This window comes from Nocardiopsis sp. NPDC006139, assembly GCF_040614155.1.
GTDB lineage: Bacteria > Actinomycetota > Actinomycetes > Streptosporangiales > Streptosporangiaceae > Nocardiopsis > Nocardiopsis changdeensis.
In genome coordinates this window covers 52,024-68,158 of the sequence record NZ_JBEXTT010000020.1, presented here as the reverse complement: position 1 = coordinate 68,158, position 16,135 = coordinate 52,024, and the positions used below count along the sequence as shown (strand labels likewise).

Sequence of the window (16,135 nt, the reverse complement as noted above, 5' to 3'; positions counted from 1 at the left end):
TGGGCTCCTCGGAGTCAGGGGAACGGGTGCGGGTGGGGGTTGACCTCGTCCTCGCGCATCGGGCGGTCGGCGAGCCCGCGGCGCCGGCGCGCCTCCAGCAGCCGCGGCAGGCCCGTGGTGCGGCGGTTGCGGTGGCCGAAGGTCATGGACAGCGTTCCGGGGACGAGCACCTTGGCGCAGTGCAGGTCCGCCTCCCGCAGTTCGTCGGGGGTCTGGTCGACCACCACGACGTCGAGGCCGTCGCGGAGGTACCGTCCGACGACGGCGCGCATCACGGTGTCGATGTCGTCGTCGGCGAACTCCCCGGTTCGGACGCCGACGTCGCCGACCGGGCGTGTGGGGGCGAGGCCGGTGAGGAAGCCCAGCCGTTCGGCGGTGCGCGGCTCGCAGTAGAGGAGCGGGTGGTCCTCCATATCGCGCACCGCCTCCGGGTCGTCGGCCATCCGGGCCGCCCGTGCGGCGACTTCCGGGTGCGCGAAGTGCTCGATCGCGTAGGACAGGCCGGCGCCGAGCTCGGACAGCGCGCCGCGGACCGCACGCGCGCCGGTGAGGTGGGCGCCCGCCGCGCAGCGCAGGGCGGCGCCGGTCGAGCCGGCCGGGGCGGTGGCCATCGCCCACACGGCGGGGATCCCCTGCTCGGTCGTGATGTCGAAGAACCTGATGTCGTAGCCGGTCTCCGCCCGCAGCACGGCCGCCTGCAGCCGGTCCGCCTCGTCCAGGGTGGCCGGGTCGATCTCCGGGCCGGGCAGGCGCGCGTACCAGGTCATCAGGAACGCGTCGCGTTCGGCGACCTCCAGCACCCCGTAGAGGACGGCCTCCTGGAGGCTGCCGCCCAGGGCGCAGCCGTTGGAGATCTCGTAGACGAAGCCGCCCCCGTGCGGTCCGAGGCCGTAGTAGGCCAGGGGTTCGGGCACCAGGATCGGGGCGCCCCTCAGGAAGGACCACCCCCACACCCAGCGGTAGGACCGGTCGGGGTCGAACGGCGCGTAGGGGAAGCCCGGCCGGTCGTACTCCCGCGGCGGGTGCAGCCCGAGGGTACGCGGGTCCAGCGCCCGGTCGGCGAGCTCCCGGTGGGAGCCGACGGTGACCTGTCGGCCCGCCGCCGGTGTGGCGGCGAACCGTTCGAGCCCTTCGAGGATCGCCGTGGTGCGGCTGGTCCGCCGCTGCGGCGAACGGCCGTACCCGGCCATGCCGTGGTGCGGTCCGGCCTGTTCGGCGGTGGTGACGATCTGCGCGCCCTCGGTGCGGTCGTGCAGGCGCCGTAGGACGCCCGTACGGGCGTCGACGTAGCGCGCGGTCAGGCTCTCCAGTTCCACGGGGAGATCACGGCCGCGGGCCGCCCCGGGACGGTGGGCGGGGCGCGGCACCGGTCGGCCGAGGGTGTCGTCGGGGGCGTCCGGCCGCGGGGACGCGCAGGTCTCGCAGGCCGGATCGGGCAGGACCCGGTGCGTCGTGACCGTGAGGTCCCGCAGGTCGACGCAGAGCACGGCGTGGCGGGTGCGGGGGGCGGTTCCGCGTGCGGCGGAGCGGACGTCGTCCTCGACGAGCGCCGCGGCCAGCCGGGCGGCCTGACCGGTGAGCAGTGCCGGGGCGCGGTCCAGCCGGCCGCTGTGGAGCCGTCGGGCGGCCTGTTCGCCGGAGTGACCCATCCTCCGGTACCGGGTCTGCGCGCAGCGCGCGCACCCCCGTTCCCCGGGGACCTCCCAGGGGCCGATGACCAGCCGGTCGATCTCGGTGCGCACCGGCAGCAACGGGCCGCGGGCCCGTGCCCCCTCGGGCACGGGGTCCGCCCAGCCGTCCGCGGCGAACACGGTCGGACCACCGGTGGGGGCGTCGCCGGACGCCGGGTGGACGGACACCCCCAGGCGTTCGGCGACCGCGTCGGCGATCAGGCCCCGTCCGACGACGGCCGGTCCGGGCAGCGGGTCGGTCACAGCAGCACCACCTTGAGTGTGTGGGGAAGGAGCGCGGCCGCGGCCGGGTCGTGGTCGAGCGGGACGACGACGGCCGTGCGGCCCGCCGCGGCCAGCGCGGCGAGGACCGTGCCGGGGTCCGGCGCGGCGGGGTCCGCCCGGACCTCCTCCCCGGTCGCGGGGGCCCGGGGCGCGGTCGCCTGCGGCGGCCGCCGCAGGTCGCCGTGGATCCACCGTTGGACGGTGAAAAGGGTCCTGAGCAGGCCGTCGGTCCAGGCCCGTCCGGCCGGGCCCGCGGTGCGCTCCAGGACGAGGTCGCCGCGCCGGAACGACAGGGCCGTGACACCGTGGCGGCCGCCGTGGTCGTACACCTGCGGCAGTTCGCCGAGTTCGGCGAGGATCAGGGCGCAGCGCCGCCCCGCCTCGTCGAGCGTCGCCGGGTCCACCCGGACCGGCCGTCCGGCGGTGTCGCCGACCAGTTGCGGGTCGCTCCACCAGAGCCCGGCCAGGGCCCGGTCCAGCGCCGCGTCCCAGGACTCCCCCGCGGCGGCCGCCGCGGTGCCGGCGGCCGGGCCGCTGAGCCGGGGGAAGACGGCGGCGGCGGGGACCCGTACGACGCGGTCGGCGACCGGGTCGTATCCGGCGACGAGGCCGTGGGGGCCGTCCGGCGCGTCCACCAATCGGCGCGGGTCGACGAACCGTTCCGCGTACCAGGTGAGCGCCGACCGGGCGGCCTCGATCCGGGCGGTCGCGTAGTCGAACGCGACGGCGCGCACGACCGCGGCCCCCTCCCAGCCCGTGTCGGAGAGGGGGTCTCGGATCTGCGCCTCGGCGACGTGCACCGGGCTCTGCGCGGCGCCGTCGTCGGGCAGGTACCGGAACAGGCCGAAGACGTCGTCGGCGGCGCGGACCGCCGTCCGCGCGAACTCGGCGTCGGCCGCCGCCGGGCGGTCGCGTAGCGACGCGACCCGGTCCCGGACCCCCTCGCCGCCGCCCGGGGGCACCGGCAGCCGGCGGGGGTGCCGGAGGCAGTGGTGGCGGTGCGCGGCGAGATCGGGCCCGATCCGGATGACATCTCGCTCCCACCGGGGGGTGCCGGTACCGGTCGCCCAGTGGAACGCCGACCGCGCCACGGCGGCGGCCACCACCTCCCGGTGGGCCGCGGTCGGCTCCACCGGCGGCCGCGGGCCGGGTGACCGGTCGAGTACCGAGCCGGGGCGCGCCGGCGCGAGCGGGTCGCCCGGGTCGGCGCGGGGGTCCGCGACCGGCGGCAGCCAGAGGTCGGCCCCGTCGGGCAGCACGGCCGCCAGCGCGGCCCCCGACCCGGCGCAGCGCGCGTCAAGCCGCAGCAGCCGCGCCGGGTCCGCGACGACGGCGACGACGAGGTCGCGACCGGTGACGGCCTCGGCTCGGACGCCGTCCGCCCCGAGGGGGAGGGTGTCGACGCGGAGCACGCCGGCGGAGCGCAGGTGCTCCCGGATCGGCGCCGCCCACGCGGCCTCGGCCAGCACGGCCACGGAGAGGTCCCGGAACCGGCCGAACGCCGCGGCGGCGTCGCCGTGGTGCGCCGCCAGGTAGGAGAGCTCGGGCGCGAACCGCTCGCGGACCGGGGCGTCGAGCGGTGGCGGCCCCGTCGGCTCCTCCACCACGGCGCCCGCGTCGCGCAGGCGCCCGAGCACGGCCTCCAGCGCGGGCGTGTGCGTGTCCGGGAACCGCGCGCCGAGTTCGGCGGCCGTGAACCGGCCGTCCAGCCACGGCGACAGCGCCTCCACCCAGCGGGCGAACGACGTGCCGCCCACCCAGGTCCGCTCCCGCGGTGCGATGATGTAGGTGCCGTCGTCGACGGGTGCCAGGTAGGCGTCGTCGTGCAGGCGCAGCTTCACCGGCGGCCTCCTTCTTCTTGCTCCGGTTCGGCGGGGACGCCGAGGAGGAACTCGCCGACGAGGTCCTCCTCCAGCGGGTCGAGCCCGGTCAGGCGGCCGAACGCGTGCCGGGTGCTGGTGCCGAGGGCGCAGCCGGCCAGGCCCATGGCGGTGGCCACCAGGTTCATCGTCTGCATCAGCGCCCCCACGTGTTTGAGGATCAGCGCGTAGGCGAGCCCCTCGTAGGCCCACATCAACCGCTCGAACCGGGCGCTGATCAGCAGCAGCGCCTGGGGGGCGCCGGTCTGCGAGGTGGCGCTCCCGACGCCGTCCACGAGCAGTCGCCCCGGGCCGTCCATCGGGCGGACGAGTTCGAGCCGGTGGTCGTGGCCGTCGTAGTGGTAGGTGCCGGGTTCGAGCCCGGCCACCCGGGCGGCGACGACGTAGACCTCCAGCTCGTGCGCCGCGCCGCCGGAGGGGTAGGGGCGGTACTGGAGTTCCATCCCGTCACCCGGCCGGCGGTGCACGGTGCGCGCGGTGCGGTACAGGAACTCGGCGAGCCGGTCGCAGGTGAGCGGGTTCCGCGGGTCGTGCCGGCGCAGGGAGCGCCGGCTCTCCAGGACGGAGGTGAACGGCGGGTCGGTCCCGCGCAGCCGTTCCAGGTCCGGGCGGCGCAGCTCGACCGCCGGCCCGGAGGGCTCGGGCCTGGGGGGAGGCGCCGGGGCGTACTCCGCTCCCCAGCCGGTCCGCCCGAGCCTGAACCCCGGTGTATACCCCCGGCTGCTCTGGTGGAACTCCAGGTCGGCCCACGACCACTGCCGTACCCGGAACTCCTCGTCCTCGTCGCCGACCACCGCCAGCCCGGCCCACAGCAGGTCGTGGCGCAGCCGGGCGGCCACCGCCTCGTCCAGGCCGGGAACCCGCCGCTCCCCGCCGGGATCGGCCAGGACCACGGCGGCCTCGGGCCGGTGCACGACCACGGCCGCCCAGGCGCGCGGCGAGGAGACCCACAGCAGGCCGTCGGCCGACGCCCGGACGGCGGTGAAACGGGACAGGCGCGGCCGCCCGGGAGGCGGCGGGACGGGCCGCGCGGCGGGCGAGCGGTGGGGTTCGACGGTGAAGACGGGGCCGTCCGCGTCGTGGACGGTGACCGCCAGCCATCCCCCGCTGCGCAGCCGGTCCAGCAGCGCGCCGGTGCCGTCGTCCCGGACCGTCATCCGGTGCGATCCGTCGACCAGCGTTCGGACGACCGCCTCCTCCTCGGGTGTGACCGGTTCCTGGTCGGGGAGGTCGACCAGCGACGTCCCGCGCGGGTGGCGCATGCTCTCGACCCCGCCGCGCAGCCGCACGGTCTCGTACGGTCCCGTGTCCGGCGGGGTCATGTCACCGCTCCGGCGGCGGGGGCGTCCCAGGAGCGGATCAGGTCGGCCCACGACCGCCCCGTGCGCCGCTCCACCGCCTCCGCCAGCAGGTGGCAGAGGAACAGCCGGTGGTGCGGCGTGATCCCGAGCCGGGTGAACTGGAGGTACATCAGGTTGAGTGCGAGCCGGTACACCGCGAAGTCGGCCGAGGGCCCGACCCGCGTCGTCCAGTGCCCGCTGGACAGCAGGGCGTGGTGGAACGGGCTGTCCGCGGCCCGCGGGTCGTCCCGCTGGCCGTCCAGGGGGTCGATCCGCAGCGCCGGGAGCAGCCCCCGCTCGTAGAGTTCCGCCCCGGCCGACCGGTACCGCGCGATGAGGTCCGCGAACTCCGACGCCCGGGGGTCCCCCGGGGAGTCCGGACCGACGAGCCGGTCGATCCGGTCCGCGAGCGCACGGGCGTGGGACCGGTAGCGGTCGTCCCACTCACGGCGCCAGGGGGCGCGTTCGGGCAGGTAGGACAGGTACGCCTCGGCGTGGGACCGGTAGCTGAGGTAGCCGACGGCGATGCCGCCGTCGACCAGCCGGTCGGCCAGGACGGCCATGGTGTCGAAGACGACGGCGGGCAGGCTCGCCCCGGCCGCGACCTCAGCGGTGACCTCGAAGGCGTGCTCGTTGGCGTCCCGCAGGAAGTCCGCGACCAGGGCCGCCGCCTCCGGCGTCCGGTGCACCGCCATCCGGTCGTCGTAGTCGTCGACGTGCCAGGAGTTGTCGGGGAACCACGGGGTCAGCGGGCCCGGTTCCTGCTCCTGTTCGGCCGTGCGGCGGTGCAGCGGCAGGAGGGCGCCGACGTCGGTCTCTGTGGCGGGCAGCGCGGCGAGGTAGGGGTCCAGTACCTGGGCCACCATCGGCAGGGCCGCGCGGAACTCCCCGCTCCCCGCCTCGATGTTGAGGCGCAGGTGCGGCCCGCGCCGCCAGTGCCGCACGAACCAGTTCCGCAGTCCGCGGCGCTCCAGCTCGCGGGAGACCGGCCACAGGGCCTCGGCCACCAGCCGTGACGTGGCCTCGCCGTGGTGGTGGACGTGGATGCTGTGCCACGACCGGGCGTCCATCATGGTTCTCCGTTCTCCTCTTCCGGCGGGCGGTGGGGCCGGTCCGGGGCGCCGGGGGGCGGCGCGGCCGCTCCGGCGCCGCCGACCCGGTCGCCGCACCGGTTCCAGACCAGGGCACAGGCCCGCGCGACGTCGTGCAGCGCCCGCCGGGCGTGGTCGGGCATGCCGTCGGCCAGTTCTTCGGACCGCTTCGTCAGGCCCAGGGTGGCCGAGGCCAGGCGCAGTACCGCCCGGCCGTGTTCGGAGCCCCACAGGGAGGGGTCGCGGGCGAGCTGCTCGACCCGGGCCGCGGCGTCGCGCAGCACGGCGGCCGCGGCGTCCGGCTCGGGCCGGTCGCCTCCCGGGTCCGGGCCGGTCGGGCCGTGCGCGGCCTTGCGGCGGACGTCCAGTGCCGTGCCCACGGAGATCCCGGCGTGGCGGGCCACGACCCGCAGGCTGGCCTCGGGGTTGCGGCGCATGAACTCGGCCGCCGCCTGCCGGCCCGCGGCCGCCGACCGGGGCTGGCGGCGCCCGTCGCTGCCGATCCGCGTGTTCACGTGCAGTCTTTCGTCACCTGAACGGCGGCGTCGGGCGGCGACCGTGCCCGGCGACACCCCGCAGGCCGCCGCGATACGCCGGTCCGACCAGTGGGGGAACGCCTGTAGGACACGGGCCAGGGCCGCCAGCCGGTCCCGCATGGGCAGGGGCAGGCCGTGGGAGACGTTGAGGCGGACGGCCAGGATGTACGCGTCCTCGTCCGACCCGTCGAAGTACCGCACCCGTATCGAGGCGCGCCCCCGGCTCCGGGCGGCCTGGAGGCGGTGCATGCCGTCCACCACGCGCATGGCCGGGCGCTGCACGACGATGGGCGGCAGCTCGTCGACGATCTCGGCGAGCCGCGCGACCCGGGCTGGGTCGGTGCCGTCGAGCCGCGGGGAGCGGGCGTCCCTCAGCAGGGCGACCCGGGCGGTCTCGACGGGGAGGCGGGCGAGCACGGGATCCGGGGCCGCGGACCGCCGTTCCCGGGTGCTCATCCCCGTCGCCACGCCCGCTCCCGCGCCGTAGGCCGGCCGCCGGGGGCGTTCCGGGTTCCGGGGTCGGCGGTCCGATCGAAAGCGCTGGGCATGCGTTCTCCGAGGGGTGAGGGGGCCGACCGGCCACGCCCGCCGCCGTGGACGGGCTCGCGTTCGGTGGCAGGATCCTCCCGGCCCGACCTTGAACGGACCTTGCGGCGACCTTGAACCGCGGTGCGCGCGCCGCGGGACGGGCCCGGTCGCCCGGCCGGCGCCCGGCGTCCTCCGGGCCGCGCCTCCCGGAGGACGCCGGCGGCCGCACCGCCGAAAGCGGTGCGGCCGTCGGACAGGGCCCGGTCCCGCGCTCACTCCTCGGGCCGGGCCTCCTCCATGCGCCGCACCCTGACCTCGGTGATGGTGCGGCCGCTGGTCCGGGCGACCTCCGCGGTCCACCCGCCGAAGTCGACCGTCTCGCCGGGCTCCCGCGGGATGTGGCCCAGGACGGCGATGACCAGGCCCGCGACGGTGACGTAGTCGCCCTCGGGCGGGTCGGTCAGGGACAGGTCGATGTCGGACAGGTCGTGCACCGGGTAGGTGCCCGGGAGCGTCAGGGTCCCGTCGTCGTTGGAGACCACGGTGCGGATGTCGGAGTCCGTCTCGTCGTAGATCTCGCCGACGATCTCCTCCAGCAGGTCCTCCAGGCTGACGATGCCGTCGATGCCGCCCATCTCGTTGACGATCACGGCCAGCTGCTGGTGCTCGGCCGTCATCTGCCGCAGCGCCAGCGAGACGACCAGCGAGTCGGGCAGCAGCATCGCCTCGCGGGCCACGTCCCGGGCGGTGCCGGTGCCGCGGACCAGGTCGGACCAGTGGACGATGCCCAGGACGTCGTCGAGGTCGTCGTCGGCCACGACCGGGGCGCGCGAGTGGCCGTGCTCGGCGAGCATGCGCGTGGCCTCGGCGGTGGGGGTGGCCGCGGGGATGGTGAAGACCTCGCCGCGGGGGACGACGACCTGGCGCAGCCTGCGGTCGTCGATCTCGAAGGCGCCGCTGATGATGGTGCGCTGCTCGCGGGTCATGCCGCGCTGGGCGGTGAGCATGTCGCGCAGCTCCTCCTCGCCGACCTCCTCGCGCGCGGCGGAGGGGTCCCCGCCGGTGAGGCGGACGACCAGGTCGGTGGACACGCTCAGCAGCCACACGACCGGGCGGGACAGGGTGGCGAGCAGGTTGAGCGGGCGGGCGACCATGAGGGCCCAGCCCTCGGCGCGCTGCATGGCGATGCGCTTGGGGGCCAGTTCGCCGAACACCAGGGTCACGAAGGTCAGGACGACGGTGACCAGGATGACGGACACGGGCCCCGCGGCGGAGCCGAGGAAGCCCAGCGGCTCGACGAGCGGCTGGGCGAGCGCCACCGCGGCGGTGGCGGAGGCGAGGAAGCCGGCGAGGGTGATGCCGATCTGGATGGTGGCGAGGAAGCGGTTGGGGTCGCGGGCCAGGCGGGCGACCGCCCTGCCGCCGGGCCCCCTCTCCTCCAGTTGTCTGATCTGGCCTTCGCGCAGGGTGATCAGGGCGATCTCGCTGCCCGCGAACAGTGCGTTGACCAGGACGAGGACCAGGACGAGGCCGATCTGCACCCCGTAACTCTCCATGACTGCGGTCATCTCCGATGCGGATGGTGGTGGTGGCCCTGGGGCCGTTTCCGTGCCGACTCACCCTTTCACACGGCGGCCTCCCGGCGTCCGGACGCACACGCCGCATCCCGCCCGGTATTCGGTGTTGCTATGTACCGGTAGTCAGTACTACTATGCAGTGGTACTCAGCGGCAACGAGTAGTGAAGGGAGGCACCCATGGGAAGGCAGGCGACGGAGATGCTCAAGGGGACCCTGGAGGGCATCGTCCTCGCGGCCCTGTCCGGCCGGCCCGCGCACGGCTACGAGATCACGGCGTGGCTGCGGGACCAGGGCTTCACCGACATCGCCGAGGGCACCGTCTACGCCCTGCTCGTCAGGTTCGAGCAGCGCGGCCTCGTCGACGCGCGGCGGGTCCCGTCCGGGAAGGGCCCGCCGCGCAAGGTGTACTCGCTCGGTTCCCGAGGGCGGGAATACCTCGAAGAGTTCTGGGGGAACTGGGGCTTCCTCGCGGAAAAGATCGAACAGCTCCGAGAAGGGGGCCGGTAGCCATGGCGGCTGAATGGATCGAGAAGGTCACGGGATCGTTCGAGGACAAGAAGCGCTACAAGCGGTACAAGGCACGCGTCAGGGAACTGCCCGAGAACCACCGCACGGCCGTCGAGGCGCTCGACCGGTACCTGATGTACTTCGGGGCCATCACCAGGGGGGACATCCTCCAGACGATGCTGGACGACCTCATCGACCTGTTCGAGCAGAGCGCGGCGAACGGGACGCCGGTCCGCCAGGTCGTCGGGGAGGACCCCGTCGAATTCGCCGAGGCGTTCCTGGCGAATTACTCCGAGGGCCGGTGGATCAAAAAGGAACGGGACCGGCTGGTCGAGGCCATCGACCGCGCGGCCGGAGAAGACGGCGAAAAGGACGGGGAATCCCTCTGATGGAGACGAAGACACGGCCGGTACCGGCGATCCGCCTGCGGGGCCTGGAGAAGTCCTACAAGGACCTGAAGGTGCTGCGCGGGGTGGACTTCGACGTGGAGCGCGGCGGCATCTTCGCACTGCTCGGCTCCAACGGGGCGGGCAAGACCACGCTCGTGAGGATCCTGTCCACCCTGCTCAGGGCCGACGGCGGGACGGCCGCCGTCAACGGCTTCGACGTCGCCGCGCAGCCCGCGCGGGTACGGGAGTCCATCAGCCTCACCGGCCAGTTCGCGGCGGTGGACGAGATCCTCAGCGGGCGGGAGAACCTCGTGCTCGTCGCCCGGCTGCGCCACCTCGGCGACCCCGGCGCGATCGCCGACGACCTGCTCGCCCGCTTCTCCCTCACCGAGGCGGGCGGGCGGCGGGTGTCGACCTACTCCGGCGGGATGCGCCGGCGCCTGGACATCGCGATGAGCCTCATCGGGAACCCGCCGGTCGTCTTCCTGGACGAGCCGACGACCGGGCTCGACCCGCAGGCGCGCGTCGAGGTCTGGGAGGCCGTCAAGGGCCTCGCCGACAGCGGCACGACGGTGCTGCTCACCACGCAGTACCTGGAGGAGGCCGAGCAGCTGGCCGACCGGATCGCGATCCTGCACCAGGGGCGGATCATCGTGAACGGCACCCTGGAGGAGCTCAAGAAGCTGCTGCCGCCCTCCGAGATCGAGTACGTCGAGAAGCAGCCGACCCTGGAGGAGATCTTCTTCGCGGTCACCGGCGGCTCCGGCGGGAACGGCGGGGACCGCCGGACCGCACCGAGCGAGAAGAAGTAGGGAACGGACCATGGCGACACACTTCCTCGGCGACACCGCCGCCCTGACCGGGCGCACCATGCGCCACGTCACCCGCAGCCCGGACACGATCATCACGACCGCGGTCATGCCCATCGCCATGATGCTGATGTTCGTGTACGTGTTCGGCGGCGCCATCGACGTCGGCTCGGGCCCGTACGTGAACTACATGCTGCCGGGCATCCTGCTCATCACGATCGCCTCGGGCATCGCCTACACGGCGTTCCGGCTCTTCACGGACATGCAGGGCGGGATCTTCGAGCGGTTCCAGTCCATGCCCATCGCCCGGTCGGGCGTGCTGTGGGCGCACGTGCTGACCTCGCTCGTCGCCAACGTCATCTCGCTGGCGGTGGTCGTGGGCGTGGCCCTGCTCATGGGCTTCCGCTCGGACGCCGGACCGGCGGCCTGGCTGGCCGTCGCCGGGATCCTGCTGCTGTTCACGCTCGCGCTGACCTGGATAGCCGTGGTCCCGGGCCTGACGGCGACCTCCGTGGAGGGCGCGAGCGCGTTCTCCTACCCGCTCATCTTCCTCCCGTTCCTGAGCTCGGCGTTCGTCCCCACCGAGACCATGCCCGGCCCGGTGCGCTGGTTCGCCGAGCACCAGCCGGTGACCTCCATCGTCAACACCATCCGCGACCTGCTGTCCGGGCGGCCGGCCGGTGACGACGCCTGGACCGCCCTGGCCTGGTGCACGGGCATCCTCGTCGTCGCCTACGCCTTCGCGATGGCCACCTACCGCAGGAAGACCTCCTGACCACCGCCCCCCGGCGGCGGCCCCCACCCGGGGGCCGCCGCCCGTCCGCGTCTCAGGCACCCGTCGCCCGGACGGACGACGCGGCGGCGCGGGTCACCTCGCGGCGGGAAGGCGCCAGGGGCGCGCGGTGAGGCGGCGCAGGAGGGTCTCGGCCGGGCCCCGGCGGCCGGTGCGGCGCATCCACTCGGCCAGGAGCAGGGACACCGCCCAGAGCGCGGCGGAGACGCCCAGCCCCGCGGCGGCGCCGAGGTCGTCGGCCAGGCCCAGCGTGAACGGGTAGAAGAGCGCCACGAACACCACCGACTGGAACAGGTAGAAGGTCAGCGACCGGCGGCCCAGGGCGATGACGGCCGTGGCGAACGGGCCGTCCATCGGCCGCAGGGCCCACAGGCCGACCAGCGCCGCCGCCGCGACGCCGCCCGCGTGCCCCGCCAGGACGTGCAGCGCGGAGAAGGCGTGCAGGGGCGCGGACGCGTCGACGGGCCAGACCCCGGTGACCACCAGCGTGTGGGGCAGCCGCCCGGCCAGGGAGACCGCCGTCAGCAGTACGGCGGCACGGACCAGCAGGGTCCGGTGGCGGGCCGGTTCCTCCAGGACGCGCAGGCGGGAGGCCCCGATGCCCAGGACCATGGCGGGGAGCACCGACACCACCGAGACCAGCGTCTCCAGCGGCCACGTCCACTGGAGGTTGGCGGCCACGTGCGCGACCGGGCCGTCGGCCATGAGGTGGGCGATCGTGGGCGGGACGCCCGCCTGCGCGAGGGCCACGGCCGGGGCCGAGACCAGCAGGACGCCCGGAACGAGGGCCACCGCCCCGACCCACGCCAGGGTGGCGGTGCGCGCCCGGGCCAGGGGGGCCGCCAGGAGCAGGGCGGCACCGTAGACGGCGACGATGTCGAGCGGGAGCAGCAGGGTGTGGACGAAGCCGATGAGCAGCAGCACCAGGCCGCGGCGGCGCAGCAGGGACCGGACGTCCGGCCAGTCCGCGCCCCGCCCGGTCTCGCGGCGCAGGATCTGGCCCACGCCGTAGCCGAAGAGGAGCACGAACATCAGGCGGGCCTGGTCCTCGGCCAGCAGCGTCCCCGCGAACAGGGCCGCCCGGTCGGGGGCTCCCGTGCCCCAGTGCGCGAGGAGGGCGGGGACGTGCGCGACGGCGATGGCCAGGAGCATGACGCCGCGGGCCAGGTCGGGGGCCGGGGAGCGGGTCCCGGCGGGGACCTCCGTCCCGGGTCGGCCGGGGGGCATGTCGGTGTTCCCTTCCGTGTCGTTCAGGCGGGATGGACGGTGATGTCGCCGACCCCGGTGCGGGCGAGGACGCGCACGGTGCGCTCGTCCCCGTCCGGCCCGGCGGAGTCCTCCAGGGAGCGGTGGACGCGGCCCAGGCGGGTGTCCAGGTCCAGCCAGGCGGCGGTGGCCCGGCGCACGCCCACCTCGATGTCGCCGACGCCGACGCGCAGGGTGACCTCGTCGCGGACGACCTCGTCGACGCGGACGGTGCCGTTGGAGGACCGGATCTCCGCCCGGCCGTGCGCGCCGCCCACGTGGACGTGGCCGTTGGCGGAGGTGACGGCGAGTTCGCCGGCGACCTCGCCGATCTCGATCCCGCCGTTGAGCCCGGTGACGGTGGCGGCGCCCTCGACCCGGCCGACGCGGACCCGGTCGGATCCGGTCAGCCGCAGGTCGCCGGCCACGTGGTCCACGCGGACGGTCCCGTTGCCGCTGGCGAGGGTGGCTCCGCGGGCCCGCTCGACGGTCACGTCCCCGATGGAGGTGCGCAGGTCGCAGTGGCCGAGGTCGCCCTCGCAGAGGAGGTCGGCGATCTCGGTGCGGGCCCGGACCGGGGAGCCGGCGGGCAGGTCCACGCTCACCCGGACGGACCCCTGGTTCCGGGAGCCGAGCGAGGACAGGCTCCGGGGCGCCCTGACGGAGATCCCGTCGGCGGTCCGGGTGACCTCGATCCGTTCGGCCGCGCGCACGTCGGCCCCGGTGCCGGGGTCCGCGGGCGCCACCTCGACGAGGGTGTCGGCGCGGTCGGAGGCGGTGACGCGGACGGTGCCGATCTCGAGCCGCAGGACGAGCGGGGTCGGGCCGGGCGTGTCGAAGGCGGGCATGGCGGTCTCCTCACGGTCGGGGGCGGACGGGCGGGGGTTCATCGGACCCATCCGGTGAAGCTCTCGCGGCCGCCGCCGCGGGCGCGGGAGGCGGGGAGGTCGGCGGGGTCGAGGGCGGTGGCGACGACCCGCACGAGCCAGGCGTTGGTCGAGAGGCCCTCCTGCTCGGCGGCCGCGTCGAGGCGGCCCTTCAGGTGGGCGGGCAGGCGGAGGTTGACGCGGGCGGTGCCGCCCTCGCCTTCGGCGTCGGCGGGCGGCGCGGGCGGCAGGGGCCGGGCGGCCCGGACGCCGGCGGCCTCGGGCTCCGGCGGTGGCGGCGTGACGACGAACTCGGGGTCGCGGCCGCGCAGGCGGACGTCGACCGATCCCGGGGCCAGCTCGCGGGTGACCTCGGCCATGGCGTCGGACAGGACGTTGAGCAGCATGAGGCGGGCGGCGGAGTCCAGGGGCGCGACGAGGCGTTCGGCCAGGGCCCGGGCGTCGTCCCCGCCCGCTTCGGCGGCGAGGGCGAGTTCGTCCCTCAGCGCGGCGACATATGACGTGAGATCCATGGCGCCATAGTGGCACACAGATGGCGCAACTCAAAGGCATATCTGCGCCGAACCCACCAGAAAGAGGGATACGACTCCCCTGAACAGCAGGAATGGGATGGCGCCACGACACACCTCATGGCGCCAAGATGACACCGGATCGCCCCCGAGCGACACGCGGAGACCCCGGGCTCCCCGGCCGGAGCGCCCCTACAGGGCCCGGGCCAGGGCGCGGTGGCGGCCGGGGCGGACGTCGTACTCCCGCACGAAGGCGGCGCTCAGCGCGTAGGCGCTGGAATAGCCCACCCGGCGCGCGATGGACTCGATGCTGTCGTCGCTGCGCTGCAACAGGTCGGCGGCCAGGCACAGGCGCCAGCCGGTGAGGTAGGAGATGGGCGGCTCGCCCATCACCTCGGTGAACCGGCGGGCGAAGGTCGCGCGCGAGACCTCCGCCTCGCGCGCCAGGCTCCCCACGTCCCACGGCCGGGCGGGGTCGTCGTGGATCGCGCTGAGCGCGGGTCCCACGACCGGGTCGGCCGCGGCCCGGTACCAGCGGGGCGCGGACGCCTCCGGCAGGGCGAACCAGTCGCGCAGGGTGCCGACCAGCACCAGGTCCAGCAGGCGGTCGAGCACCGCCTGCTGGCCGGGCTCGTCGCGCGCGATCTCGGCCTCCAGGAGTTCCAGGGGCGCCGAGCGCCGGTGCCGCCCCGGGACCACGAGGACGCGCGGCAGGGCGGTCAGCAGGCGGTCGGCGATCCGCCCGGTCGCCGTGTAGGAACCGGTGAGCAGCGCGTGCTCGGCGTCGAGGCGGGTACCGCAGGTCCGCACGCCCAGGGAGACGTCCTCCGGGGCGAGCGCCCTCCCCGCCCCGTCGGTGCAGGTCCCCTGGGCGGACAGGACGTAGAGGGGGGCGATCCGCGCGTCCGGGTCGCTGGTGACGCCGAACGGCCGCGGGCCGGTCACGACCGCCAGGTCGCGGTTGGACAGGCGCACGGGCCCGGCCCCCTCCTGGACGATCCACCCGTCCCCGCGCAGCATGGTCACGAGGGTCATCGACGCGCCCTCGTCGAACCCGATCGACCACGGTGGCGACATGAGGTTCCGCCCGACCAGGGCGCCGGAGGAACGGATGTGGTCGAGCACCTCGCTCAGCGTGTCCATGCCGCCAGCCTAGACGATCGCGTATCGATCCGAGCCTCGGAGGTATTCCCCCGTCTCACGGTGGCGGCTTGACTGGAGGGCGTCCGGCGGACCGCTCCGGCCGCCGCGCACCGACACGGAAAGGCGCACCATGACCATCGCCCACCGGCCCGAACCCGGCACCGCCCTGTGGGTGTACGCGCACCCCCGCCGCGGGTCGTTCAACGACCGGCTCTTCCGGGCCGGGACCGAGGCCCTGGCGGAGCGGTACGAGGTGACGGCCTCGGACCTGTACGCCCAGGGCTTCGATCCCGTGCTGGCAGAACGCGACCTGGGGGAGCCGGCGGGCCGCCCGGGGAACGTCGCCGAACTCGCCGGCGAGGCGTACTCCCGGGGCCTGCTCCCCGCGGACGTCCGGGAGGAGCAGGCGAAACTCGCCGCGGCCGAGCTGCTCGTCCTGCAGTTCCCGCTGTGGTGGTACGGGCCGCCGGCGATCCTCAAGGGCTGGTTCGACCGGGTGCTGACCCAGGGGTTCGCCTACGGCGACCTCGACCCGGCCTCCGGCCTGCCCCGCCGCTACGGCGACGGCGGGCTGGCCGGGCGCCGCGCGCTCGTCGTGGTCACGGCGGGCGAGGACGAGCGCTCCATCGGGCCCCGCGGGATCAGCGGCGACCTCGACTCCCTCCTGTTCCCCCTCACCCACGGCACCCTGTGGTACGTCGGGATCGACGTGCTGGACCTGCACGTGGTCCACGACGCCGACTCCCTGGACGCGGAGGGCCTGGAGCACGAGGCCGGGCGGCTGCGCGACCGGCTGAAGACCCTGGACACCGAGCGGGCCCGGCCGTTCCGCCGCCTGCGGGACGGCGACTACCACGGCACGCGCGCGCTGCGGGAGGACCTGCTTCCCGGCCGCACCGACCTGGGCATCCACCTGGCCGGGGACGGGGAGGCCGACCGCTGACC

15 protein-coding genes are annotated in these 16,135 nt (G+C 75.1%); 5 read left to right on the top strand and 10 right to left on the bottom strand.

Annotation, left to right across the window (positions count from 1 at the left end):
* Nucleotides 1-14 precede the first annotated feature (14 nt).
* The 6 genes from ABZ249_RS24000 to ABZ249_RS23975 all read right to left on the bottom strand — a co-directional run bounded on the left by ABZ249_RS24000 (nucleotide 15) and on the right by ABZ249_RS23975 (nucleotide 8,886).
* The gene (locus ABZ249_RS24000) at nucleotides 15-1,934 is read right to left on the bottom strand and encodes a TOMM precursor leader peptide-binding protein (protein ID WP_355266833.1); all 1,920 of its coding nucleotides are present in this window, start codon (nucleotides 1,932-1,934) and stop codon (nucleotides 15-17) included.
* Complete coding sequence (locus ABZ249_RS23995) at nucleotides 1,931-3,796, bottom strand: hypothetical protein (protein WP_355266830.1); 1,866 nt, start codon at nucleotides 3,794-3,796, stop codon at nucleotides 1,931-1,933. The genes ABZ249_RS24000 and ABZ249_RS23995 overlap by 4 nt, the downstream gene beginning before the upstream one ends.
* Nucleotides 3,793-5,157 carry a SagB family peptide dehydrogenase gene (locus tag ABZ249_RS23990; protein ID WP_355266827.1) on the bottom strand — a complete coding sequence of 455 codons (1,365 nt, stop codon included), beginning with the start codon at nucleotides 5,155-5,157 and terminating at the stop codon, nucleotides 3,793-3,795. The genes ABZ249_RS23995 and ABZ249_RS23990 overlap by 4 nt, the downstream gene beginning before the upstream one ends.
* Entirely contained in the window at nucleotides 5,154-6,248 is a 1,095-nt protein-coding gene (locus tag ABZ249_RS23985) for a thiopeptide maturation pyridine synthase (RefSeq protein WP_355266824.1), read from the bottom strand. Before ABZ249_RS23985 ends, ABZ249_RS23990 begins: the two co-directional genes overlap by 4 nt.
* Nucleotides 6,245-7,258 carry a ParB/RepB/Spo0J family partition protein gene (locus ABZ249_RS23980; RefSeq protein WP_355266821.1) on the bottom strand — a complete coding sequence of 338 codons (1,014 nt, stop codon included), beginning with the start codon at nucleotides 7,256-7,258 and terminating at the stop codon, nucleotides 6,245-6,247. Before ABZ249_RS23980 ends, ABZ249_RS23985 begins: the two co-directional genes overlap by 4 nt.
* A 344-nt stretch (nucleotides 7,259-7,602) precedes the next feature.
* Nucleotides 7,603-8,886 (bottom strand): hemolysin family protein, encoded by a 1,284-nt coding sequence (locus ABZ249_RS23975; protein WP_355267011.1) that lies wholly within the window; start codon nucleotides 8,884-8,886, stop codon nucleotides 7,603-7,605.
* Nucleotides 8,887-9,085: 199 nt separating this feature from the next.
* On the opposite strand from ABZ249_RS23975, the gene ABZ249_RS23970 reads away from it, so the two are divergent.
* From ABZ249_RS23970 to ABZ249_RS23955, 4 genes are read left to right on the top strand one after another with little or no spacing between them, the layout of a single operon-like run.
* On the top strand, nucleotides 9,086-9,415 hold the full coding sequence (locus ABZ249_RS23970; protein ID WP_355266818.1) for a PadR family transcriptional regulator: 330 nt from the start codon (nucleotides 9,086-9,088) through the stop codon (nucleotides 9,413-9,415).
* A gap of 2 nt (nucleotides 9,416-9,417) precedes the next feature.
* Nucleotides 9,418-9,804 (top strand): DUF1048 domain-containing protein, encoded by a 387-nt coding sequence (locus ABZ249_RS23965; RefSeq protein WP_355266815.1) that lies wholly within the window; start codon nucleotides 9,418-9,420, stop codon nucleotides 9,802-9,804.
* Nucleotides 9,804-10,616 carry an ATP-binding cassette domain-containing protein gene (locus ABZ249_RS23960; RefSeq protein ID WP_220560595.1) on the top strand — a complete coding sequence of 271 codons (813 nt, stop codon included), beginning with the start codon at nucleotides 9,804-9,806 and terminating at the stop codon, nucleotides 10,614-10,616. The genes ABZ249_RS23965 and ABZ249_RS23960 overlap by 1 nt, the downstream gene beginning before the upstream one ends.
* Before the next feature lie 10 nt (nucleotides 10,617-10,626).
* Nucleotides 10,627-11,388: an ABC transporter permease gene (locus tag ABZ249_RS23955; protein WP_355266811.1), complete on the top strand. Its 762-nt coding sequence runs from the start codon at nucleotides 10,627-10,629 to the stop codon at nucleotides 11,386-11,388.
* Between the two features lie 93 nt (nucleotides 11,389-11,481).
* On the opposite strand, the gene ABZ249_RS23950 is transcribed toward ABZ249_RS23955, so the two are convergent.
* The 4 genes from ABZ249_RS23950 to ABZ249_RS23935 form a co-directional block, all read right to left on the bottom strand.
* Nucleotides 11,482-12,633 (bottom strand): DUF418 domain-containing protein, encoded by a 1,152-nt coding sequence (locus ABZ249_RS23950; RefSeq protein WP_355266808.1) that lies wholly within the window; start codon nucleotides 12,631-12,633, stop codon nucleotides 11,482-11,484.
* A 23-nt stretch (nucleotides 12,634-12,656) separates the two neighbouring features.
* Nucleotides 12,657-13,499, bottom strand: coding sequence for a DUF4097 family beta strand repeat-containing protein (locus ABZ249_RS23945; RefSeq protein ID WP_355266805.1), 843 nt, complete (start codon nucleotides 13,497-13,499; stop codon nucleotides 12,657-12,659).
* A gap of 38 nt (nucleotides 13,500-13,537) precedes the next feature.
* A complete protein-coding gene (locus ABZ249_RS23940) occupies nucleotides 13,538-14,050 on the bottom strand; it encodes a hypothetical protein (RefSeq protein WP_355266802.1) in 513 nt (170 codons plus the stop codon).
* A 189-nt stretch (nucleotides 14,051-14,239) separates the two neighbouring features.
* A complete protein-coding gene (locus ABZ249_RS23935) occupies nucleotides 14,240-15,190 on the bottom strand; it encodes an AraC family transcriptional regulator (protein WP_355266799.1) in 951 nt (316 codons plus the stop codon).
* A gap of 130 nt (nucleotides 15,191-15,320) precedes the next feature.
* On the opposite strand from ABZ249_RS23935, the gene ABZ249_RS23930 reads away from it, so the two are divergent.
* Nucleotides 15,321-16,133 (top strand): NAD(P)H-dependent oxidoreductase, encoded by an 813-nt coding sequence (locus ABZ249_RS23930; protein WP_355266796.1) that lies wholly within the window; start codon nucleotides 15,321-15,323, stop codon nucleotides 16,131-16,133.
* The last annotated feature ends 2 nt before the right edge of the window (nucleotides 16,134-16,135 follow it).